Consider the following 18,778-nt stretch of genomic DNA (forward strand, 5'->3'; position numbering starts at 1 on the left):
CACAGCAAGTGTAGATGATCCGGACAGAACTCCTGTTCTGTCCGCCTTATTATGCCTGCGGGATCGCGTCAAGCTCGGTATAAACGGTCAGACCGTGCTCCCGGGCGACCTCAATATCCAGATCCGCCCCTCGCGATGCGCCGGCGATACGATAGAGGGCATCACAGCGGGTAATTAACCGGTGCGCCACCGGATAGAGCATCGCTTCGCTTATCTCATCTCCCAGCTGCTGCGAACCGGCGGCTTTTGCCAGCGGCAGCGCCAGCCACTCGCCGATCAGCGGTATGTGCCCACGCTCCCATACCGCCAGCGCCGCGGCTTCCAGTTTCGCCAGGTTAGCCTCAATACGGACAGGGTCGCCATCGGTGCCGCTACGATAGGGGCCGGCAATCAAAATCAATTTTTTAGACATCATTTCCTCACAAAATGCCCTTCAGGGCGAGATGGTAAATCAGCATGATGGTTTTGCCATCGACAATCAGGCCGTCATCAATGGCGCGTAGCGCCGCCTCAAACGGCATTTCCAGAACCTCGATATCTTCGCCTTCGTCTTTAATGCCCCCACCGTCGCCGGTGCGATCCTGAGGCTGATATTCGGCAATATAGAAATAGAGTTTTTCGGTCACCGAGCCCGGGCTCATAAAGGCTTCGAACACTTTTTGTGGGCGTGCGACCCGATAGCCGGTCTCTTCTTCGGCTTCGGCTTTGATGCGGCTTTCGGGGTCCATGTTGTCCAGCAGACCGGCGGCGGTTTCGATGAGATAGCCGTCATGCCCGTTGAGAAAAACAGGAAAGCGGAACTGTCGGGTCAGGATTAGGGTGCGTTTTTCACGGTTATAAAGGAGGATGGTGGCACCGTTACCGCGATCGTAAGCTTCGCGATTTTGCCGTTGCCACTCCCCGTCATGACGCTGCAGTTCGAAGGTGTACTTTTTCAGGCTATACCAGTCATCAGACAGGATTGTGGTATCGATAATACGTACTTCTGCACGTTTTGATTGCATGTTTTACTCTCCCTCGGTAGTCTGACCATCATAAGCAGCACATTCGTGCAAGATCAAGTTAAAACGTGCAACTTCAGGAATAACCCGATGCTCACCAGTCAACGTAAACAACGCATCCTTGAGAAACTCAACGCCGAAGGGCAGGTATTATCGGGCGCGTTAAGTCTTGAATTCGCGGTCTCTGAGGACACCATCCGCCGGGATCTGCGCGAACTGGCGGCAGAAGGGCGCTTACAACGCGTTCATGGCGGCGCGTTGCCGGCTTCGGGCGCGGTGGCCAATTTTGCTGAACGAAAAACGTTGCGCACCGATGCGAAAAAGCGGGTGGCGCAGCAGGGGGCATCGCTGATTTCAGCCGGGCAGGTGGTGATCATTGATGGCGGGACGACCACCGGTGAACTGGTGCGCTGTCTGCCGGACGATCTGGCTATCACCGTGGTGACGCACAGCCCTGGCATTGCACTGGCGCTGGTTGAACATCCGCTGATTGAGGTGATCCTGATTGGCGGTCGGCTGTTCAAGCATTCGATTGTCACCGTCGGCGCGGCCACCGTCGAGGGTATCGAACGTATTCAGGCGGATCTCTTCTTTATGGGGGTTACCGGTATCCACCCCGAGGCGGGACTGACAACCGGTGATTACGAAGAAGCGTGTATCAAACGTGCATTTTCCGGTAGAGCAGCCGAAACGGTGTTGATGGCGTCGCCAGAGAAGATTAACAGCGCCTCGCCGTTTCAGATCGGTCCACTCTCCCTGGTCAACACCCTGGTGGTCGAGCCGGATACCGACGCCGCGTGGGTGAAGGCGATACGCGCAAAAGGGATAACCGTTGTAGGTGCTTAATCAGTCGCGGAGAAGAGCAAAAAAAGCGGGGCCGGCGAATGTCAGCCAGGCTCACAGCCTTATTACTCAAGTCATGATCGGCAATCGCAGGAATAAGGTTCTCTCCTGCGTTTGCGAAGGGATGAATCCGTGATGGATGTAAAACTGCCTGGCGCGGTCGGAAATAGCATGAACCATAATGGCCCGTACGCCAATGTTCTCAGCCACCCGGCAGCAGCGTAAGACGGCGTCATGAAGTAAATCAGCGCCGAGTCCTTTGCTGTGAAAACTCGCATCAACGGCAAGCCGGGCCAGAATGATGACGGGGACCGGATCGGGCATATTCCTGCGCAGGCTTCCCGGTGCAACAGCATGGGTGACGCTACCGGTCGCGAGAGAATAGAACCCAACCACCTGAGACGCGTTGCCCCGGCATACCACAAATGTCCTTGCGGCTCCCATGGATTGATTTTTTAACCCCCGGTGCTTAATCCATTCGTCCAGTGCCGCTTCACCACAGTGAAATTCAGCGAGAATATGTGACGAATTCAATGGTACTGGAGCCGTTACTTTTCCCACTGCGGTTTTCTCGCCAGGAGTTTATCCATCGCCGGATTAGCTGTCACCGGGGCATCCAGCATATCGATAAATTCGGCATATTGTTCATCGTTAAGATTAAACATCCGGCGGTCAAGGATGACGTTCTCAGCTGCCTGGCAGGCCATCTCCAGGATAAAATCGGTGCGTGATTTATGGAGAATCTCAGCGGCAGCATCAATCAGGGCTCGCTGCGCTTCTTTTGCCCGGATATTAAGCTGAACATCAGATTTCATACTTCCTCCTTTGTATAGCAAATGATATACACAGCTTAGCACTGATGTATAGCAAACGCTATACAGGCGTTACGCGAAGCTCACCCTGGACACTGCAATTAACTCTGTCAGCAACCCGATTTAACGCATGACCTTTTGAATGGCAAAAAGGTGTCACTTCTGCTTTGCGTTGACTCTACTGGAAAAGGTTAGCGCGGCAGTTCAACGACAAACGCATTCTCTTTTAGCGCGCCCTCAATAAACAGCGCCATCTCTTTCAATAGCTGTCGGCCTTCCTCCAGCGTACCGTTCGGCGTGCCGAAGGAGATCGTTAACTCTTTGCCGCTGCGCGACAACAGGATCTCTGCATCGTCTTTGTTGGCGGCGGGCAGGAACAGCGCCGAATGTTTGTTTTCCTCAATCGCCTGATGCAGGGTGACCAGCTCCGGACAATCCGCCACGTTCACTATTCCGTTGACGTAGAACTTCATGGTCTGGCCACTTTCCGCCGGATAGTAGACCAGCGTCACCCAGCTGGTTTCATTTCCCCAGCCTTCCGGATAGAGATGAATCGCCTTGTAATCGCCCTCCCAGTTATTCACCCGGTGGCGACAATTCTTATCGGGGAAGATCTCTGCCATCGTCAGCTTAGCGGTTTCAATCATCGCCGCCTCAAACTCCGCTAATAACGCGTTGGCTTTCAGTAACTGCTGAAAGTTTTCCGTCACGAAGGTCTGCTTGTCGTTATTCATGATCTGCTCAGGTTCCTTTCCACTTAGCGCATAAAGATGGTTTAAAAATTCGGTGTAGAAAACATGCCACTTGCTGAAAGGGAGGCGCGCCTGGTCGTGTCCCAGACGGTTTCGGGCCGCGTCTACCAGCGTGGAGTAGTTGATAAATGGCCAGCCTGCCTGTGGCGGACAGCGGTTAGCGTCTGGCTTCACAATGCAGGTATAGATTGGCTGCCCATTGTCCACACAGCTTTCAAGCAACTGCTGGTAGCTTGCAAAAGGGTTATTAATGGCGGAAAAGGTTTTATGCTCAATGCCGATAATAAAATCCTGATGATAGATCAGCAGATCGAGAAACTTGCCGTCTTCTGTTATGACCTCCCGGCTGACCTCAAGGGACGTGGTATCCAGCGCGTCGCCCTCGTTGCCGATGTTCAGGCAATGTAGCAATGCGTTTAACAACCAGGGCGGTACCCCCGCGTTTTCCCCCATAAACAATGCCAGCAGATCCGAGGTGGGATTCTCCAGATATCCCGAACCGCCTGCGGTAAAGAAATTCACTTCCGGAACGGCCTCTGGCGGCAGAGAATCCAGCTGCTGCAAAAAATCGGTGCTCAGGTCACTCATTTTCCAGTCTTTTCTATGGCTTACAGTCCGGTGATCCTACCGGACACAGGCGCCAGGCAATGCGCGAATTAACCCTGAAGTTTGGTGGGTTTTGGGCCTTTCAGGCGTATCGGCACGCCATGGCCTATTATTCAGAGAGTAATGACTGGGGTTACTGGAGTGCATGATGATCAAAACAATACGTATTGTGTCGCTCGCTTGCCTGCTGTTGGGTGGCTGCTCCAGCAGCCCACTGACCCCGCAGGAGCAGAAGTATCAGCAAATCAAAGAGGCGGCCCGCGTCTGCTCGGAAGAGGTGAAAGCACACACGATGGAGCTCTCCACCGAGGGGCAAACGGCCGACAGCATAGCAACGACCGTGGATTATGATATGGGGGATGGATTGCCGCCGCGTACGGTGGATTCCCGTTCATCACCGGTGCTGGATAACGGGACGCCGGGCAATGCCTGGACTGCGTGCATGAAGCGCAAAGATGCGCTGGTACCCGAACTGAAGATCTGAGCCCGGACAGAATCCGGGCTGCGCGGGGTGTTATCAGACCACCAGCTCGCTCTCTTTAATATCCGCAATGGGTGAAAGAATCGCGTTATCAAAATCACGCGGAGTCGTCCCCGCGGCAATACGGTTTGGCCAGTCATGATTGGCCAGGGCACCCCGGCCCAGGGAGATAAAATCAGCCCCCATTCCCATGACTTCTTCCGCTCGCGCCTTATCATGCAAACTGCCGTTCGCCATTAGCGTCAACTGTGGGGCGTATTTACGCGCCAGTTCCACCAGCGAGAGCGGGTTGTCCGGGAAGGCCGGCTGCCAGGCCTCGTGCTCGGTGAGATGCAGGTAATCAATGCCCGAGTGCGCCAGCAACGTAAATACGGTGCGCGCATCCTCTTCACCATTAGCCCATTTATGGAAAAAGTCGTTAACCTTGCCCTGAGAGAGACGTATGCCGACAACCACATCTGCGCCTACACGAGCACGTACCGACGCGATCACGTCCAGGCTCAGACGCAACCGTCCGGCGATATCGCCACCCCAGCGGTCGTTACGCGTATTGGTATAGTCGGTGAAGAACTGATCGAGAAGATACCCGTTAGCGCCGTGGATCTCCACGCCATCAAATCCGGCAACGTTCACGGCGTAGCTGGCGGCATCTGAGAAGCTGTCGATAATCGCGCCGATTTCGGCTTCATTGAGTGCGCGTGGAACAGGGTATTCACCTTCCCCCCGGTAGAAGGCCATCTGTTGACCGACCGGGCGAATAGCCGACGGGGCCACGGTACCGCTCAGATAGTGGTTTCCCTGTGAGAGGGCGCCCGCATGCTGGATCTGCGCGAAGATTTTACCCTGCTGACGGTGCACGGCGTCGGTGACGCTACGCCAGGCGGCCGCCTGCTGCGGGCTGGTTAGCCCCGCCTGGAAGGCATAGGTTTGTGACCATGCCCGATCGATATAGATCCCCTCGGAGATCACCAGCCCGAAGCCGCCGCGCGCAAAATCCTGATAGTACGACTTCATCCTTTCCGTGGCATGCCCATCGACGGTTGCGGTGACGCGTGTCATGGGGGCCACCACCAGGCGGTTTTTTAGCGCGACATGCCCAATGCGGCCAGGGATAAGAAGGGGGGAGCTGTTCATAAAAGTCCTGTCAGTTTTAACTCTTTTACGCACTATAATCACTGACGAATACGCTATAAACCGGGCAAAATGATAAGGCTGTATATCATTTATCGTTATAATCGCCATGTTGGAGTTGTTATGAATCTTCAGGATGTCTCGCTGTTTCTGGCGATCACCGAAACCCGTAGCCTGACGCAGGCTGCGAAGCGGTTGGATGTCACGCCGATGGCCGTCTCACGCAGGCTGGCCTCTCTGGAACAGGAGCTGGGCACCCGGCTGCTGCAACGCACAACCCGCTCGGTGTCGTTAACCCAGGAAGGGATGGAGTTTTTGCCCTATGCCCGGGCGCTGGTGGATGCCGAAACGGGGGCGAAAGCGCTCTTTTCACCCACCACGCAGGGGGCTTCCGGACTGTTACGGATCACGGCGCCCACCGGCTTTGGTCGGCGTAATATATTGCCGCTGGTGCCCGGGTTACTTGCGGCGAATCCGAAGCTCAATATTGATCTGCAGCTCGGCGAAGACGTGGTGGATATTGTCGGCAGGGGTATTGATGTGGCGATCCGAATTGCTCCGCTGAAAGACTCGAACCTGATTGCACGTAAGATTTGTGATAACCCCCGCATTGTCTGCGCCTCGCCGGCGTATCTGCACGCCTTCGGTCATCCCCAAACCCTGGCCGACCTGGCGGAACATAACTGCTTACGTCTGACCAGCGTGCCGCAATGGGTATTTGAGCGTGATGGCGAGATCATCAGCGCCGCCGTAGAAGGGCGTTTCAGCTCCGATAACGTAGAAGGGGTGCGCGAACTCTGCGTGCAGGGGTTGGGGTTGGTACAGTTGACCCGCTGGGATGTATTAAAGGAGCTCAACGACGGCACGCTGGTCGAGATCGTTCTGGCGGATGTGCGTCCGCAGTCGCTCTCCATCTGGGCGGTACTGCCCACCACACGTTTCCTTCCGCTGCGAGTGACCACCTTTATCGATACCCTTAAATCGTCATTAACCTCTCCAGCCAGAGATTAACCCTGTTTAATGAATGGGCAAAAAAAGATAGGGAGTGGATGTTGTTCCAAATAATCAAGCCGTTAAAGAAAGACTTACTGCCTTCCTGTTAATGAATTATTACATTCCGCATTGTTTAAGTAACAAAAATAAATATCATAACGAGAATCGTTTCGAACAAAGCCCGCAGGCTGAATACGATTCTTACCCCCTGTTTTTGCACGATAAAGCTTCATTGTACGGCCTGCGTTACGTTTAACCTCCACCTACAGGAAACGTTACACCCATGCAGCGTCACTTTTTATGGGCTCTTAATCCTTGCCTGCTTGCACTTTTATCCACCCCAGCCTGGGCGGCAGCCGCCGAAGAGGACGAGCTCGTTGTCTCGGCCAGCCGTTCGCACCGTAGCGTGGCGGAAATGGCACAAACCACCTGGGTAATTGAACAGTCTGAGATTGAGCAGCAGGTACAGGGCGGGAAAGAGCTGAAAGAGGTTCTTGCCCAGTTAATTCCCGGTATGGATGTCAGTAGCCAGGGACGAACGAATTACGGCATGAATATGCGCGGTCGTTCCATGATGGTGATGGTTGACGGGGTTCGGCTTAACTCTTCGCGCAGTGACAGCCGACAGCTTGACGCGATCGATCCATTTAATGTCTCACGTATTGAGGTTATCTCGGGGGCCACAGCGCTGTACGGCGGCGGAAGTACCGGCGGCCTGATTAACATTGTCACGAAAAAAGGGCAGTCGGAGAAAGAAGTTGAATTGCAGACGGGGATAAAAAGCGGATTTAACAGCCATAACGATCATGATGAAAACGTGGCGGCCGCGGTAAGCGGTGGCACAGACCGCGCTTCCGGTCGACTCTCTGTGGCGTATCAGCGCTATGGTGGCTGGTACGATGGCCACGGTGACGAAGTTATTATTGATAATACCCAGACGGGGCTGCAGTATTCAGATCGTCTTGACGTGATGGGCACCGGTACGCTGGATATTGACGACCATCAGCAGATTCAGCTCACGACCCAGTACTTCAAAAGTGAGTCGGACGGTAAACACGGTCTCTATCTTGGTGAGAACTTCTCTGCCGTTACCGGGCAAGGTAAAGCTTATAACTCGGGCAACCTCGACGCCGATCGTCTGCCAGGCACCGAGCGGCATTTGATCAACCTCCAGTACTCCAATACCGATTTTCTGGGCCAGGATCTGGTTGCGCAGATCTACTACCGTGACGAAAAACTGACCTTTTATCCTTTCCCGACGCTTGCGGGCGGCAGCGTGGGGAGCATTGGCGCCTCTCAGCAGAATACTGATTACTGGGGCGGCAAACTGACGCTCAACAGTCAACCCGTCGACGACCTGACCCTGACGTATGGGGTGGACGCAGACCATGAGACTTTTGATGCTAATCAGCAGTTCTTCGACCTGACGAAGGCCGCGCAGAGTGGGGGGATGGATCTGCAGAATGCGTACCGGGTGGGGCGTTATCCGAGCTACAGCATTACCAACCTGGCGCCGTTCCTGCAATCCAGCTACGACATTCGTGCCATTACGCTCAGCGGCGGCGTGCGCTATCAGTACACAAAAAATAAAGTCGATGACTTTGTGGGGTATAACCAACAGCAGGCCATTGCCCGGGGGGATGCCCTCTCTGCCGATGCCGTACCTGGAGGAGAGACCAGCTATAACAACCTGCTGTTTAACGCCGGTATTCTGGGGCGTGTGACGGAACGCCAACAGGTGTGGTTCAACTTCTCTCAGGGGTTCGAAATTCCCGATCTGGCGAAGTACTACGGCTCTGGCCGTTATCAGCTGGTGGACGGTCACTATCGTCTGATCGATAGCGTGAACGTCAACGACTCCAGACTCGATGGTATTAAAGTCAACGCCTACGAACTGGGATGGCGTTATAACGGCGATAACCTGCGTACGCAGATTGCGGCCTATTACTCGCTCTCTGACAAAACGATCAATATTAATAAAACGGATATGACCATTAATATTGAGGACGACAAGCGCCGGATCTATGGCATTGAAGGGCAGGTTGACTACTTCTTCCCGGACAGCGCATGGAGTACCGGTACCAATTTCAACGCCATCAAATCAGAAACGCAGGTGGATGGGCAGTGGCAGAAGCTGACCGTCGATAGCGCCAGCCCGTCGAAAGTGAGCGCGTGGCTTACATGGGCGCCGGGTCCCTTAAGCCTGCGTGTGCAGAGCACACAGACGTTTGACGTGTCGGACGAAGCCGGTAAAAAGATCGACGGCTATAACACGGTCGACTTACTGGGCAGCTACGAACTTCCGCTGGGTAAGCTGAGCTTCAGCGTCGAAAACCTGCTTGATAAAGATTACACCACCACGTGGGGGCTGCGCGCGCCGGGCCTCTATAGCCCGACCTACGGCGATGCCGGCCTCTATACCTATAAAGGGCGTGGCAGAACCTTCGGCCTGAACTACTCCGTTCTGTTTTAACTCGTCATCTATGTGCTTTCACCTTCCGCTGGCCCCTCCGGGCCAGCAGTGGCTTGACTTTATCCCCGATAAGGGATAAACCTGTCTGTATCCCTTGTAGGGGATATTCACCGCCACCCTGAGAGTGATATGAAACCACCCATGATCTACAGCCCCGTGCAGCTGGCAAATTACCTGAAATTAACGCGTCAGAAGAATAACTGGACCCAGAGTGAACTGGCCCGAAAGATTGGTATCAAGCAAGCCACGGTGTCGAATTTCGAAAACAACCCCGACAACATCACCCTGACCACTTTCTTCAAGCTATTACAGGCCCTGGAGTTAACGATGGTGCTATATGAGAAGGGTGAAACGGTCGAGGATAGCACCTCTATTCAGCATCAGGATGTAGAGTGGTAATGCCTAAGCTCGTGACGTGGATGAACAATGAGCGAGTTGGTGAACTAACCAAGCTTCCTAACGGCGCGCATACCTTTAAATATGATCGTGAGTGGCTCTATAACCGCCACGCCAGGCCCATCTCGCTGTCGCTTCCCTTGCAGACCGGCACGCTCAACTCTGATGCGGTCTTCAATTTCTTTGACAACCTGTTGCCGGATAGCGCTGTGGTGCGGGATCGCATTGTTAAACGTTATCAGGCGCGCTCAAAACAGCCCTTCGATCTGCTGGCGGAAGTGGGCCGCGACAGCGTCGGTGCCGTGACCCTGCTGCCCCCGGATGCGATCATCTCTGCCCCGATCATGCGCTGGGAGACGCTGGATGAACCCCGGCTCGAAAAGGTGCTCTCTGCTTATCAGGCCGATATTCCGCTTGGCATGATTAAAGACGAGAACGATTTTCGTATTTCGGTGGCGGGCGCCCAGGAAAAGACGGCGCTGTTACAGATTAACGACGCGTGGTGCATTCCGAAGGGGATAACCCCCACCAACCATATTATTAAGCTGCCCATCGGGGAGATCAGACAGCCCAATGCCACCCTGGATCTTCGCGATAGCGTGGATAACGAATATTTCTGTCTGGCCTTTGCCAGGGCGCTGGGTCTGTCGGTTCCTGACGCCACCATTATTACCGCCGGGCAGATTCGGGCGCTGGCGGTGGAACGTTTTGACCGCCGCTGGAACGCCGATCGCACTATGTTGCTGCGATTGCCGCAGGAGGATATGTGTCAGGCCTTTGGTTTACCCTCTTCGGTGAAGTATGAATCCGACGGCGGGCCCGGTATTTTGCCGATTATGTCGTTTTTGCTGGGATCGAGTGAAGCCCTGCAGGATCGCTATCACTTTATGCAGTTTCAGCTCTTTCAGTGGCTTCTGGCCGCGACGGACGGGCACGCCAAAAACTTCTCGGTGTTCATCCAGCCTGGCGGCAGTTACCGTCTAACCCCGTTTTACGACATACTTTCAGCTTATCCGCTGCTCGGCGGGGCGGGTCTGCACATCAGCGACCTGAAGCTGGCGATGGGGCTCAAGGCTTCCAGAGGGCGAAAGAACGCTATCGATCGTATTTATCCGCGTCATTTTTTTGCGCTGGCAAAAGAAGTGGGGTTTGCACAAAGCGAGATGGAGAGGATCATGCAAACCTTCGCCCAACAAGTTCCTGATGCGCTGCGTCGTGTGAACGATGCGCTTCCGGCTGGTTTCTCCAGCAGGGTAGCTAAAACCATTACCGCCGGGGTGCTGCGACTGCATCAACGTCTGGTAAATGGATTATCCCTTACAGGGGATAAATAATGAATTATCCCTTAGCGGGGATAAGCCTGCAGGTTAACCTCAGATTCTCTTCACCCGCAGAGATCTGTTCAGGTATGAAGCATTACCGGGCTGGTGGCACGAAAGTACCTGATTTTAGAGTTATAGTTCGCGGGGCAGAAAATGAAAAATCTCTCTCTGCCGTGCTATTTCTGTTTATTCAGAAGTCATTTTACTTAACGCGATGATGAAGCGATCGCCCCTGAAGAAGATAACCGCAATGAAGAAAATCGCCCTCTGTTCTCTGTTGGTTTTACTGTCTGGCTCCTCTCTGGCAGCTACTACCAGCGCCACAAATATTGCCGACGTGGTCACGCCGGTCATCACCGCGCTGATGAAAGAAGAGGCGATACCGGGTATGGCCGTTGCGGTGATTTATCAGGGAAAACCTTACTATTTCACCTGGGGGCTGGCCGATGTCGCGGGTAACAAAGAGGTCGATCGGCAAACCCTGTTTGAACTGGGTTCGGTAAGCAAAACCTTTACCGGCGTGCTGGGCGGCGAGGCAGTGGCGCGGGGAGAGGTAGCCCTGGACGATCCCGCCAGCCGGTATTGGTCCGCACTGTCGGGCAAACAGTGGGAAGGGATCACGCTGCTGCATCTGGCCACCTATACCGCAGGGGGCTTACCCCTGCAGGTGCCGGACGACGTCACCGATCGGACATCGCTTGCAGGCTTTTACCAGCAATGGCAACCGCAGTGGGCTCCGGGTACGAAACGCCTCTATGCTAACAGCAGTATTGGCCTTTTCGGTGCACTTGCCGTGACACCGTCACGTTTAAGTTTTGAGAAGGCGCTGGGTGACCGGGTACTTAAACCTCTGCAGTTAAATCATACCTGGCTTCAGGTTCCACCGAGCGAAAAACAGCACTATGCCTGGGGCTATCGCGACGGAAAACCTGTTCATGTGTCGCCGGGCATGCTGGATGCCGAGGCTTACGGCGTGAAAACCACCATTGTCGATATGGCGGCATGGCTACAGGCCAATATGCAGCCCGCTGAAATAAAAGTGCAGTCGCTTAAACAAGGCATGACGCTAGCCCAGTCACGCTACTGGCAAGCAGGCGCAATGTATCAGGGGTTGGGCTGGGAGATGCTTGACTGGCCGGTCAGCGAATGCACGCTGGAGGAGGGCAGCGCCAATACCTACGCGCTGTCGCCGCAGAGCGTAGAGAAAATCACGCCGCCGACACCGCCCGTGAGCGCCTCCTGGGTGCACAAAACCGGGGCTACCGGCGGATTTGGTAGCTATATCGCCTTTATCCCGGAAAAGGAGATCGGTATCGTGATGCTGGCCAATAAAAACTACCCGAATCCTGTGCGTATTCGGGCCGCGTACCGCATTCTTGACGCCTTACAGTAAGCCGCAGGGCCTGCTTCGGCAGGCCAACAGACCTACCAGTCGGGATCGTCATCCGGCAAGTCTTCCTGAGTCCACTTTTCACTTAGATGAATATCCAGAGTCTCAAGGGGGCCGGAACCGGTATTCTTGAACTTATGCGGCACGTTGGCCGGGCCGAAGAGTACGTCGCCGCTTTGCGCTTCAATAACCTCTTCGCCGATTTTAAACAGCGCTGTTCCGCTAAGGATGACGAAGATTTCCGGGTAGGTGTGGACGTGCAGTGATGGCCCTGCGCCATACGCTTCCTGGGTATAGCGCAGGACAGAAACCTGGGTACCAAACACCGTACCGTCGAAATTGCCGTTTTTAAGATCTGGCAGGGATAACCATGCGCCAGCATCGAGCTTCTGAGCTTTATCCGTCATAGAGGAACGCCTTTTTTTGTCATGCCTCCCTAAAGGATAGTCTTTCGATCCTGAATTTCCTCACCCGTTTCGGGGCGGTAATAAGCATTCTCATTATCATTTCCGTTTGCTACTATCGGTCTCTCTAACTGTTCGTTATGGCTGTAAGGCGGTGTTATGTCGGCTGTTCAAAGTTATCGCTTATTCAACGTTGTGCTGGCGCGAAAAGAGAGGCTTTCCCCCTCGATGCTGCGCTGCGTGTTTAGGGGTGACGAGGTGCGTCATATGAAAATCGATGCGCCGGATCAGCGTATTAAGCTACTTTTCCCGTCGCTGAATGGCACCCCGGCGGCGTTAACGTCCGACGGTTCCTGGTGGGAACAGACGAAGGCACTGCCTGAAGATCGTCGTCCTGTACTGCGCACTTATACGCTGCGTCGCGTCGATGTTGAGGCCGGGGAAGCGGAGGTCGAGTTTGTCATGCACGGGACTGATGGCCCGGCATCTGCCTGGGCGATGGGCGCACAGCCGGGCGATGCGCTGCAGATGGTGGCGCCAAACCGTGATTATCCAGAAGATAGCGGTGGGTATGAGTGGAATCCCCATCCAGAGGCCGAACGGGGACTGATTATTGCGGACGAAACGGCGTTGCCCGCAGTGAAGGGTATTCTGGAGCAGTTGGCCCATCGCGATACGCCGCCTCAGATTCAGCTATTTATTGAAGTGCCGAAGCAGGGCGATTGTAGCGATCTCAGCGCCTGGCCTTTTGCAGAAGTGCACTGGTTAGCGCGTGAACTGACCGGAGCCAGCTACGGCGAGGCGCTACTCCAGGCGGTAAAACAGCATGTGATGTTGCCTGACTATGCGCTGACCCGCTGCCAGGAAGTGCAAGAAGAAGAAGAGGGCGAGTTACTGTGGGATCGCGCCGAGAGTGATAACCGCTTCCACGGTTGGGTAGCAGCAGAATCCACGACGGTTAAACATCTGCGACGTTACCTTATTGGTGAACGCAACGTGTCGAAAGAGACGATCAGCTTTTTGGCTTACTGGGCGCGTGGCCGCCGTGCGTAGCGGTGCGGCCTCTTATGTGGTTGAATAGGCCCAGGAATTAATCCGTCTGCGAGGTAGGCCGCAGTGACACTTCTTGAACAATTAATAGAGCTTGAATGTTCACTTCATAACGTCCGGCGAAAGGATGGCGAATGGCTGGAAAAGATCCTTCATCATGAGTTCAGGGAGATTACACGTTCTGGTGTATGGGTTAGCCGCACGGAAACCATTGAAGCGCTGACGCATGAAGACGCCACCACGCTGATTCAAAGTAGCGATTTCCAGCTGATCTCCTTAAAAGAGAATGTCGCTCTATTGCATTACCGAACCTTCAGCCCCGATGGCAGCAGACGCGCTCTTCGTACATCGTGCTGGATATGCGGTGATGATGGGCAATGGCAGCTAAGGTTTCACCAGGGGACACCAGAAGCTGATGGCGCATAGCGCGCCAGCGGGGTTGGCCTGGGGAGTACAAATAAACAACATTCCGGCTGCAACACCATTCCGGAACTGTTATACTGTATATAAATACAGTAGGAGGCGTGAAATGGCTGTTGAAACAAAATTTGTAGTCGTAAGAAAAGGTGAAGAGAAAATGACATTTGCCAGTAAGAAAGAGGCGGACGCTTACGACAAACTGCTTGATATGGCAGATGCGTTCACCGACTGGCTGCTGCAAAGCGATATGCAGATGGATGAAACACAGGCTGAAAATCTGGGTCTGTATCTCGCCGAGCAGAAAGAGGCCGTGCAGCATATTCTGCGTACCAGTAAGCTCCCTGAATCAAATGATGCCGCAAGCGCAACGCCAGATGAGACCGCAGAGTCTGATGTGGCCGGCAGTAAGAAAATCAGGGCAGTGAAAGCAGCCTGATCGCCAGAGTATCTCATCGCTAATAACGGCGCCGTAAGTGGGAAACCGCTTGCGGCTTTTTTATGTCTGTGTGGCGCTGAGTACTGAGTGACTGAGTGACTGAGTGACTGAGTGACTGAGTGACTGAGAGAGTAGAGTGTTGGCGAAACGGTTTGAACGTCGGCTGGATACGTCAAAAAGATAATGCCGGTGATGAGAAGGAAAACGTCGCTAAGAGGCGGTTATCGAAACATCCACACAGACTCGTGCTAAAGACCAACGCAGCTGAGTCAAAGATGAGATGTGTGTGCCGAAGCCGGCCACAGCAATCAGCCACACAAATACCGTAGAATTGAGCTTATAATCCTTTGGTGCGCATAATGTATATTATGTTAAATCACCTACTGTGGTAAATAAGTTCATAAGACACTCCCACTGACTGATAAATCAATACGTTAGGATTTCTGATCTCCCTCTCATTTCTTGCATTAGGTACAGAGTACATTCTCTTCATATCCATGATAAGAACGGCGAAAATCCGCCTCGTTGGTGCCCTTGCAGCCAATATCGACAGCACTAACTGCCGCGCCCTCTTCGTCCTCCATTGCTACGCCACTGGAAATCGTCAAACGGACCGGCCAACTGGCGGTCACGGAACACATGACTTTGGACAATACCATCAAAACCAACCTGCATACTTTTGACGATCGGGATGAATTAGGCTCAAGGCAAAAGGTATCGTTAACGGTGGTTTAAGTACGCTGAGCAGCCTAGAGCGTAAACGCCTAATTGCTGCCTATGTTGATCAGCAACTTAGCCCATTGAATCTACGCCCAAAAGAAAAACAGCAATACGTCAATCGCAAAACCCGTCAGGCTTTGCTGGCCAGAAACCAGCAGTTGCAGGCTGAAGTAAATGAATTGCGAGACCAATTAGCGCAAAATACCCTTTCGTTGATAGAAATTGTCAAAGCGGTAAAAATCAATTCGGTTATACCGGTGGAAAGCCTGTTGGCCAACCATATGATTCGGGAACTACATAAGTAGTCATATTTCTGACATGGAAGATTTAGCCGACAGCTTCCCGGTTGTCGGCAGAATGCTGGTTGTATTGATAAACATATATTTATGGCTCCCTCTTTTGAGTTTGTTATCTGAGAGAGCGTCTTCCACTGTAATGCCCTGCTTGGTTCATTACATCAGTGTAATGCTACACTTTCGTTACCTTCAAAAAGTTCAGTCACTTTATGTGTAATATCATTTTTTGTCAGCATGCTTTTCGCCTGGATGCTTTTTGAGTGATCGGAAGTTCTGGATTTCAACTTTACAAACTCTGACCACGGGACTCTCCCTCTTTTATTCTTTTTGTCCACTCGCCTGTCGTAAAGATAACTACATGTCCGTTTTATCTGGCCCCAGTCAACCGCTGAGCGCTATCCCGCACTTCCCCCTGCCTGGGACACCGTGGCTGATGCGGCCGCGTGGTGCATCGCGCAAGCAGAGCAACTGAATTTTTCGTTATTGTCGCCAGAATCCCTGATCTGGAAGCTGGCCGGTCTGGTCCAGCTCGCCGCCACCGGAGGTGATGCCGACGGACAGCATGCGTTTTATACCCGGGATCTTCCTGGCCTGTTCGAACAGCTCATCGTTCAGTTACAGGACTTCCCTGCACCGCCGACACTCTACCGGCCACAAAGAGAGGAACCCTCTTTTGTGTCGGATGAGCGGATACGCATCATTTGCGGTTAGATCAAAATCTTCATAACTCCGAAAACCCCGGAATGGTCCAGGTGAAAGATGGTGCAGACTCTGCCAGCGCCATCCGACGCCTGCTGCTAATGAATCCAGTTGCGGCTGGCTCGGATCGGTTGCAACAAGCTGCTGGTTTGGTCATTTCCTCGTGTGCCTTCGCGGAACGGGTTTGATAGGCAGGATGATAACACCACTTTTTAGACGGTTTTATGCCAGACCTTTAAGATTATCGATCCCCCGCACCACCAGAATGGCCGCATCCAGCTCGCTTATCCCCCGCTCGCTCATCATCTGCGCGCGTTCTGCCTTTTTGTGTTTTTTCGTCATTCCCAACGCAAGAAATAAGCTGGGTGGCACCATGCAGAATAGCGCTTCTATATTGCTCGCCACGACAACGCCTTCGGTATATTTGCCCGGCAGAGAGCAGTGGCTGGTGCTGGGCATCCGTTAGGGTTTTAAATCGATCCAGCTGTTCCAGCTATTCTAACAAAGACTGCCCTACAGTGGCTTCAGAAACATGTTTCGGTGCACTAAAAATCAGCGAAAAAAGAAGTAGGTGTTTTTTCTTCATACCCCATCCAGTTTTTTTCTTTAAGCGTTCTGGTAATGATGGCCACACAATGCCATGTTCCTCATAATTCTCTTGCTGGCACCCCAATTAGTATTCCTAAGACTTGCGAAACCGAAACGAAATTGGGCAGCAATTTGTGGCTATGATCATGATTTTTTATGAAGTTAACTGTACGTCTTCCTGACATAATAAGCTCTGAAAGTTGCTGATCAGGTACGTCGTCGTTCATCACAAAACCAATCTGGATTTTTGCTGGTCCACTTTCACTGGTATACGTAAAGATTTGCTGTGCATCAGCATTTATTTCATCATGCATATCTTGCGTGTTGGTGAACACCTTTATTGTTCCCATAAAACGTCTTGTGTCTATGTCAAAAATCAGCTCGGCATCTGGTGTCACCCTCGCAATATTATTTGCTGTGTAAATAATAAACTCGTGTAATGTTTCCGGATTATCAATACGTAAATTGGCATAGCAAGACAAAATGAATTCCTCAATTCCAGGTTTTCTCAACGTTTTATCTGGGTACAGATTCTCATAAAAACGGTAGGTATCCTCGAATTCCTTTACCAAAAAATCGAAGTCAATAAAAACGACTGAACGAGGTGGCAAATAGAGGGGGGCATTATTTTTATTGGCTCTGGCCACCTGCATGTTATTGTCCCTAAACGTCTCTACAGCTTGCCAAGGCATATTATAAAATCGCAACAAATCATTAATACAGCACGTGGTATAAAGTTGCAATCTGCTCAATAAGGAGTCAATATCCCCTACATTGAGCAAATCATCTAATTGCACACCCATATGTATGATTTTAGTTCGTAATCCATCGTTTGCTGTCCCTCCAGTATAAGAACGAAACTCCGTTTCCAGTCTAGATTCATCGTAACTATTGCGGGCTAAGTGCTGAGTTATTTTCGCTCTAACTTTTTGAAATTTTTCATAACTATCTGGAAAAGCAATAAATTCAAAAATGCGCATGAATTCAACAAACTTTTCCGTCGAACCAGAACCTTCCAGCGCAGCAGAATATAAATGCATCGCATGCAATGCTATATTCCCTGTTTCATTAATATCTAGTTTATAGATCGGAAATCGATCAAAAACAGAAGTAGACAAAAGCTCAATCCCATGAACAACATGCAATACATTACCGTAAATATCCGCTGAAGCAATTCTGGGAAACCCACCGAACCGATTGGTGACTAGCGCTACGGTGTTCCCACTCTCAAGTTGACCTACTCTTCCTGTCATGAGTCTTTTATCAAGTATAGAACCGTAATTCAGACGAATGAAATCCACTACAGGCCTGGCTTTTTTAATAGCTTTACGCAATATTTCAGCGTTAGACCCTTCGTTATAAATTAATTCGGCATACGCGTCATCACGGACAACAATTGTTGTACTGGATAGAATGGCGGATAAATAATCACGCTTCTTTTTGGATCTTTCCTCGAATATATCAAATGTATTTTTAAATAAATCATTGAATTCTAATGTATTTGCTGGATGTATAGAAACATCACCAAAACTGTACCTCTCCGGGATGGTTAGTCCGACTATGGGAAGTATATAAATATAGTGTTTATCGCTATCAAGAAACAATTCGGTGAGGTTAGGCATACTCGCTCCATACAGTTATCGTGCAAATAAATTGTTTTAGCTGTTTAGCAGGCCATTCATGTTCCCCGGAATCAAACAACACTCCACCATACCCGTCAGAAACATACGTGCCTGCCGAATTTGCTCAAGTGTCAGTTCGTTATGCCGAAGTCAGACAGGTTGTGGTACAGAAATATTACGTACACCCGGATAGGATATCGTTGGTACTATCTGGAAATCATCATGGAACTTTTTCCCGCGCCTAATTTCACGTTTACATACCAGTTCAGTGCCAGCCCCGAGAGAAAATGGGTTTCTTCGATCAGTCCACTAAGTTACGTGCGTAGGGATCAATAACCGGCGT

Annotated in this window: 20 protein-coding genes and 2 pseudogenes; 13 read left to right on the forward strand and 9 right to left on the reverse strand. The window is 52.0% G+C overall.

The features are described from left to right. Positions 1 to 49: 49 nt before the first annotated feature. Together B3B59_RS10495 and B3B59_RS10500 are read right to left on the reverse strand one after the other, a co-directional pair. The gene (locus tag B3B59_RS10495; protein WP_212476130.1) at positions 50 to 412 is read right to left on the reverse strand and encodes a DUF4406 domain-containing protein; all 363 of its coding nucleotides are present in this window, start codon (positions 410 to 412) and stop codon (positions 50 to 52) included. Between the two features lie 7 nt (positions 413 to 419). After that, entirely contained in the window at positions 420 to 1,004 is a 585-nt protein-coding gene (locus B3B59_RS10500) for a GDP-mannose pyrophosphatase (protein ID WP_040075708.1), read from the reverse strand. 87 nt (positions 1,005 to 1,091) lie between these two features. On the opposite strand from B3B59_RS10500, the gene B3B59_RS10505 reads away from it, so the two are divergent. Further along, the gene (locus B3B59_RS10505; RefSeq protein WP_286808936.1) at positions 1,092 to 1,847 is read left to right on the forward strand and encodes a DeoR/GlpR family DNA-binding transcription regulator; all 756 of its coding nucleotides are present in this window, start codon (positions 1,092 to 1,094) and stop codon (positions 1,845 to 1,847) included. A gap of 66 nt (positions 1,848 to 1,913) precedes the next feature. Here the strand turns inward: B3B59_RS10505 and B3B59_RS10510 are convergent, their stop codons facing one another. The 3 genes from B3B59_RS10510 to B3B59_RS10520 form a co-directional block, all read right to left on the reverse strand. Beyond that, positions 1,914 to 2,405: a GNAT family N-acetyltransferase gene (locus B3B59_RS10510; RefSeq protein ID WP_286808937.1), complete on the reverse strand. Its 492-nt coding sequence runs from the start codon at positions 2,403 to 2,405 to the stop codon at positions 1,914 to 1,916. Further along, positions 2,393 to 2,659 carry a DUF1778 domain-containing protein gene (locus B3B59_RS10515; RefSeq protein ID WP_046885640.1) on the reverse strand — a complete coding sequence of 89 codons (267 nt, stop codon included), beginning with the start codon at positions 2,657 to 2,659 and terminating at the stop codon, positions 2,393 to 2,395. Before B3B59_RS10515 ends, B3B59_RS10510 begins: the two co-directional genes overlap by 13 nt. Before the next feature lie 188 nt (positions 2,660 to 2,847). Then, positions 2,848 to 3,996 carry a PD-(D/E)XK nuclease family protein gene (locus B3B59_RS10520; protein WP_286808938.1) on the reverse strand — a complete coding sequence of 383 codons (1,149 nt, stop codon included), beginning with the start codon at positions 3,994 to 3,996 and terminating at the stop codon, positions 2,848 to 2,850. Positions 3,997 to 4,159: 163 nt separating this feature from the next. On the opposite strand from B3B59_RS10520, the gene B3B59_RS10525 reads away from it, so the two are divergent. Further along, positions 4,160 to 4,498: a hypothetical protein gene (locus B3B59_RS10525; protein ID WP_286808939.1), complete on the forward strand. Its 339-nt coding sequence runs from the start codon at positions 4,160 to 4,162 to the stop codon at positions 4,496 to 4,498. 33 nt (positions 4,499 to 4,531) lie between these two features. Here the strand turns inward: B3B59_RS10525 and B3B59_RS10530 are convergent, their stop codons facing one another. Next, entirely contained in the window at positions 4,532 to 5,629 is a 1,098-nt protein-coding gene (locus tag B3B59_RS10530) for an NADH:flavin oxidoreductase (RefSeq protein ID WP_286781986.1), read from the reverse strand. Between the two features lie 120 nt (positions 5,630 to 5,749). On the opposite strand from B3B59_RS10530, the gene B3B59_RS10535 reads away from it, so the two are divergent. The 5 genes from B3B59_RS10535 to ampC all read left to right on the forward strand — a co-directional run bounded on the left by B3B59_RS10535 (position 5,750) and on the right by ampC (position 12,203). After that, positions 5,750 to 6,637, forward strand: a complete 888-nt coding sequence (locus B3B59_RS10535; protein WP_286808940.1) for a LysR family transcriptional regulator — start codon at positions 5,750 to 5,752, stop codon at positions 6,635 to 6,637. A gap of 265 nt (positions 6,638 to 6,902) precedes the next feature. Continuing rightward, positions 6,903 to 9,092, forward strand: coding sequence for a TonB-dependent siderophore receptor (locus tag B3B59_RS10540; protein ID WP_286808941.1), 2,190 nt, complete (start codon positions 6,903 to 6,905; stop codon positions 9,090 to 9,092). A 129-nt stretch (positions 9,093 to 9,221) separates the two neighbouring features. Beyond that, entirely contained in the window at positions 9,222 to 9,491 is a 270-nt protein-coding gene (hipB, locus tag B3B59_RS10545) for a type II toxin-antitoxin system antitoxin HipB (protein ID WP_286808942.1), read from the forward strand. Further along, positions 9,491 to 10,822 carry a type II toxin-antitoxin system HipA family toxin gene (locus B3B59_RS10550; RefSeq protein WP_286808943.1) on the forward strand — a complete coding sequence of 444 codons (1,332 nt, stop codon included), beginning with the start codon at positions 9,491 to 9,493 and terminating at the stop codon, positions 10,820 to 10,822. The genes hipB and B3B59_RS10550 overlap by 1 nt, the downstream gene beginning before the upstream one ends. Before the next feature lie 238 nt (positions 10,823 to 11,060). Then, entirely contained in the window at positions 11,061 to 12,203 is a 1,143-nt protein-coding gene (ampC, locus tag B3B59_RS10555) for a class C beta-lactamase (protein ID WP_286808945.1), read from the forward strand. 32 nt (positions 12,204 to 12,235) lie between these two features. On the opposite strand, the gene B3B59_RS10560 is transcribed toward ampC, so the two are convergent. Continuing rightward, positions 12,236 to 12,607, reverse strand: coding sequence for a cupin domain-containing protein (locus tag B3B59_RS10560; protein WP_040075696.1), 372 nt, complete (start codon positions 12,605 to 12,607; stop codon positions 12,236 to 12,238). A gap of 156 nt (positions 12,608 to 12,763) precedes the next feature. Between B3B59_RS10560 and B3B59_RS10565 the strand changes: the two genes are divergently transcribed. The 6 genes and pseudogenes from B3B59_RS10565 to B3B59_RS10590 all read left to right on the forward strand — a co-directional run bounded on the left by B3B59_RS10565 (position 12,764) and on the right by B3B59_RS10590 (position 16,237). Next, on the forward strand, positions 12,764 to 13,657 hold the full coding sequence (locus B3B59_RS10565) for a siderophore-interacting protein (protein WP_286808946.1): 894 nt from the start codon (positions 12,764 to 12,766) through the stop codon (positions 13,655 to 13,657). Positions 13,658 to 13,720: 63 nt separating this feature from the next. Next, positions 13,721 to 14,080, forward strand: coding sequence for a nuclear transport factor 2 family protein (locus tag B3B59_RS10570; RefSeq protein ID WP_286808947.1), 360 nt, complete (start codon positions 13,721 to 13,723; stop codon positions 14,078 to 14,080). A 103-nt stretch (positions 14,081 to 14,183) separates the two neighbouring features. After that, positions 14,184 to 14,510 carry a YebG family protein gene (locus B3B59_RS10575; protein WP_040075693.1) on the forward strand — a complete coding sequence of 109 codons (327 nt, stop codon included), beginning with the start codon at positions 14,184 to 14,186 and terminating at the stop codon, positions 14,508 to 14,510. A 504-nt stretch (positions 14,511 to 15,014) separates the two neighbouring features. Then, positions 15,015 to 15,209: pseudogene (locus B3B59_RS10580) on the forward strand (hypothetical protein); the annotation flags it as partial. Next, a complete protein-coding gene (locus B3B59_RS10585) occupies positions 15,206 to 15,535 on the forward strand; it encodes a hypothetical protein (protein WP_286809515.1) in 330 nt (109 codons plus the stop codon). The pseudogene B3B59_RS10580 and the gene B3B59_RS10585, both read left to right, overlap by 4 nt. A 417-nt stretch (positions 15,536 to 15,952) precedes the next feature. Then, positions 15,953 to 16,237: a hypothetical protein gene (locus B3B59_RS10590; protein WP_286808948.1), complete on the forward strand. Its 285-nt coding sequence runs from the start codon at positions 15,953 to 15,955 to the stop codon at positions 16,235 to 16,237. A 210-nt stretch (positions 16,238 to 16,447) separates the two neighbouring features. On the opposite strand, the pseudogene B3B59_RS20430 reads toward B3B59_RS10590, so the two are convergent. After that, positions 16,448 to 16,718: pseudogene (locus tag B3B59_RS20430) on the reverse strand (conjugative transfer ATPase); the annotation flags it as partial. Positions 16,719 to 16,872: 154 nt separating this feature from the next. Beyond that, on the reverse strand, positions 16,873 to 18,435 hold the full coding sequence (locus tag B3B59_RS10595; RefSeq protein ID WP_286808949.1) for a hypothetical protein: 1,563 nt from the start codon (positions 18,433 to 18,435) through the stop codon (positions 16,873 to 16,875). Between the last annotated feature and the right edge of the window lie 343 nt (positions 18,436 to 18,778).

Origin of the sequence: Leclercia sp. UBA2479 (assembly GCF_002341985.1) — a bacterium.
Lineage (GTDB): Bacteria > Pseudomonadota > Gammaproteobacteria > Enterobacterales > Enterobacteriaceae > Enterobacter > Enterobacter pneumoniae.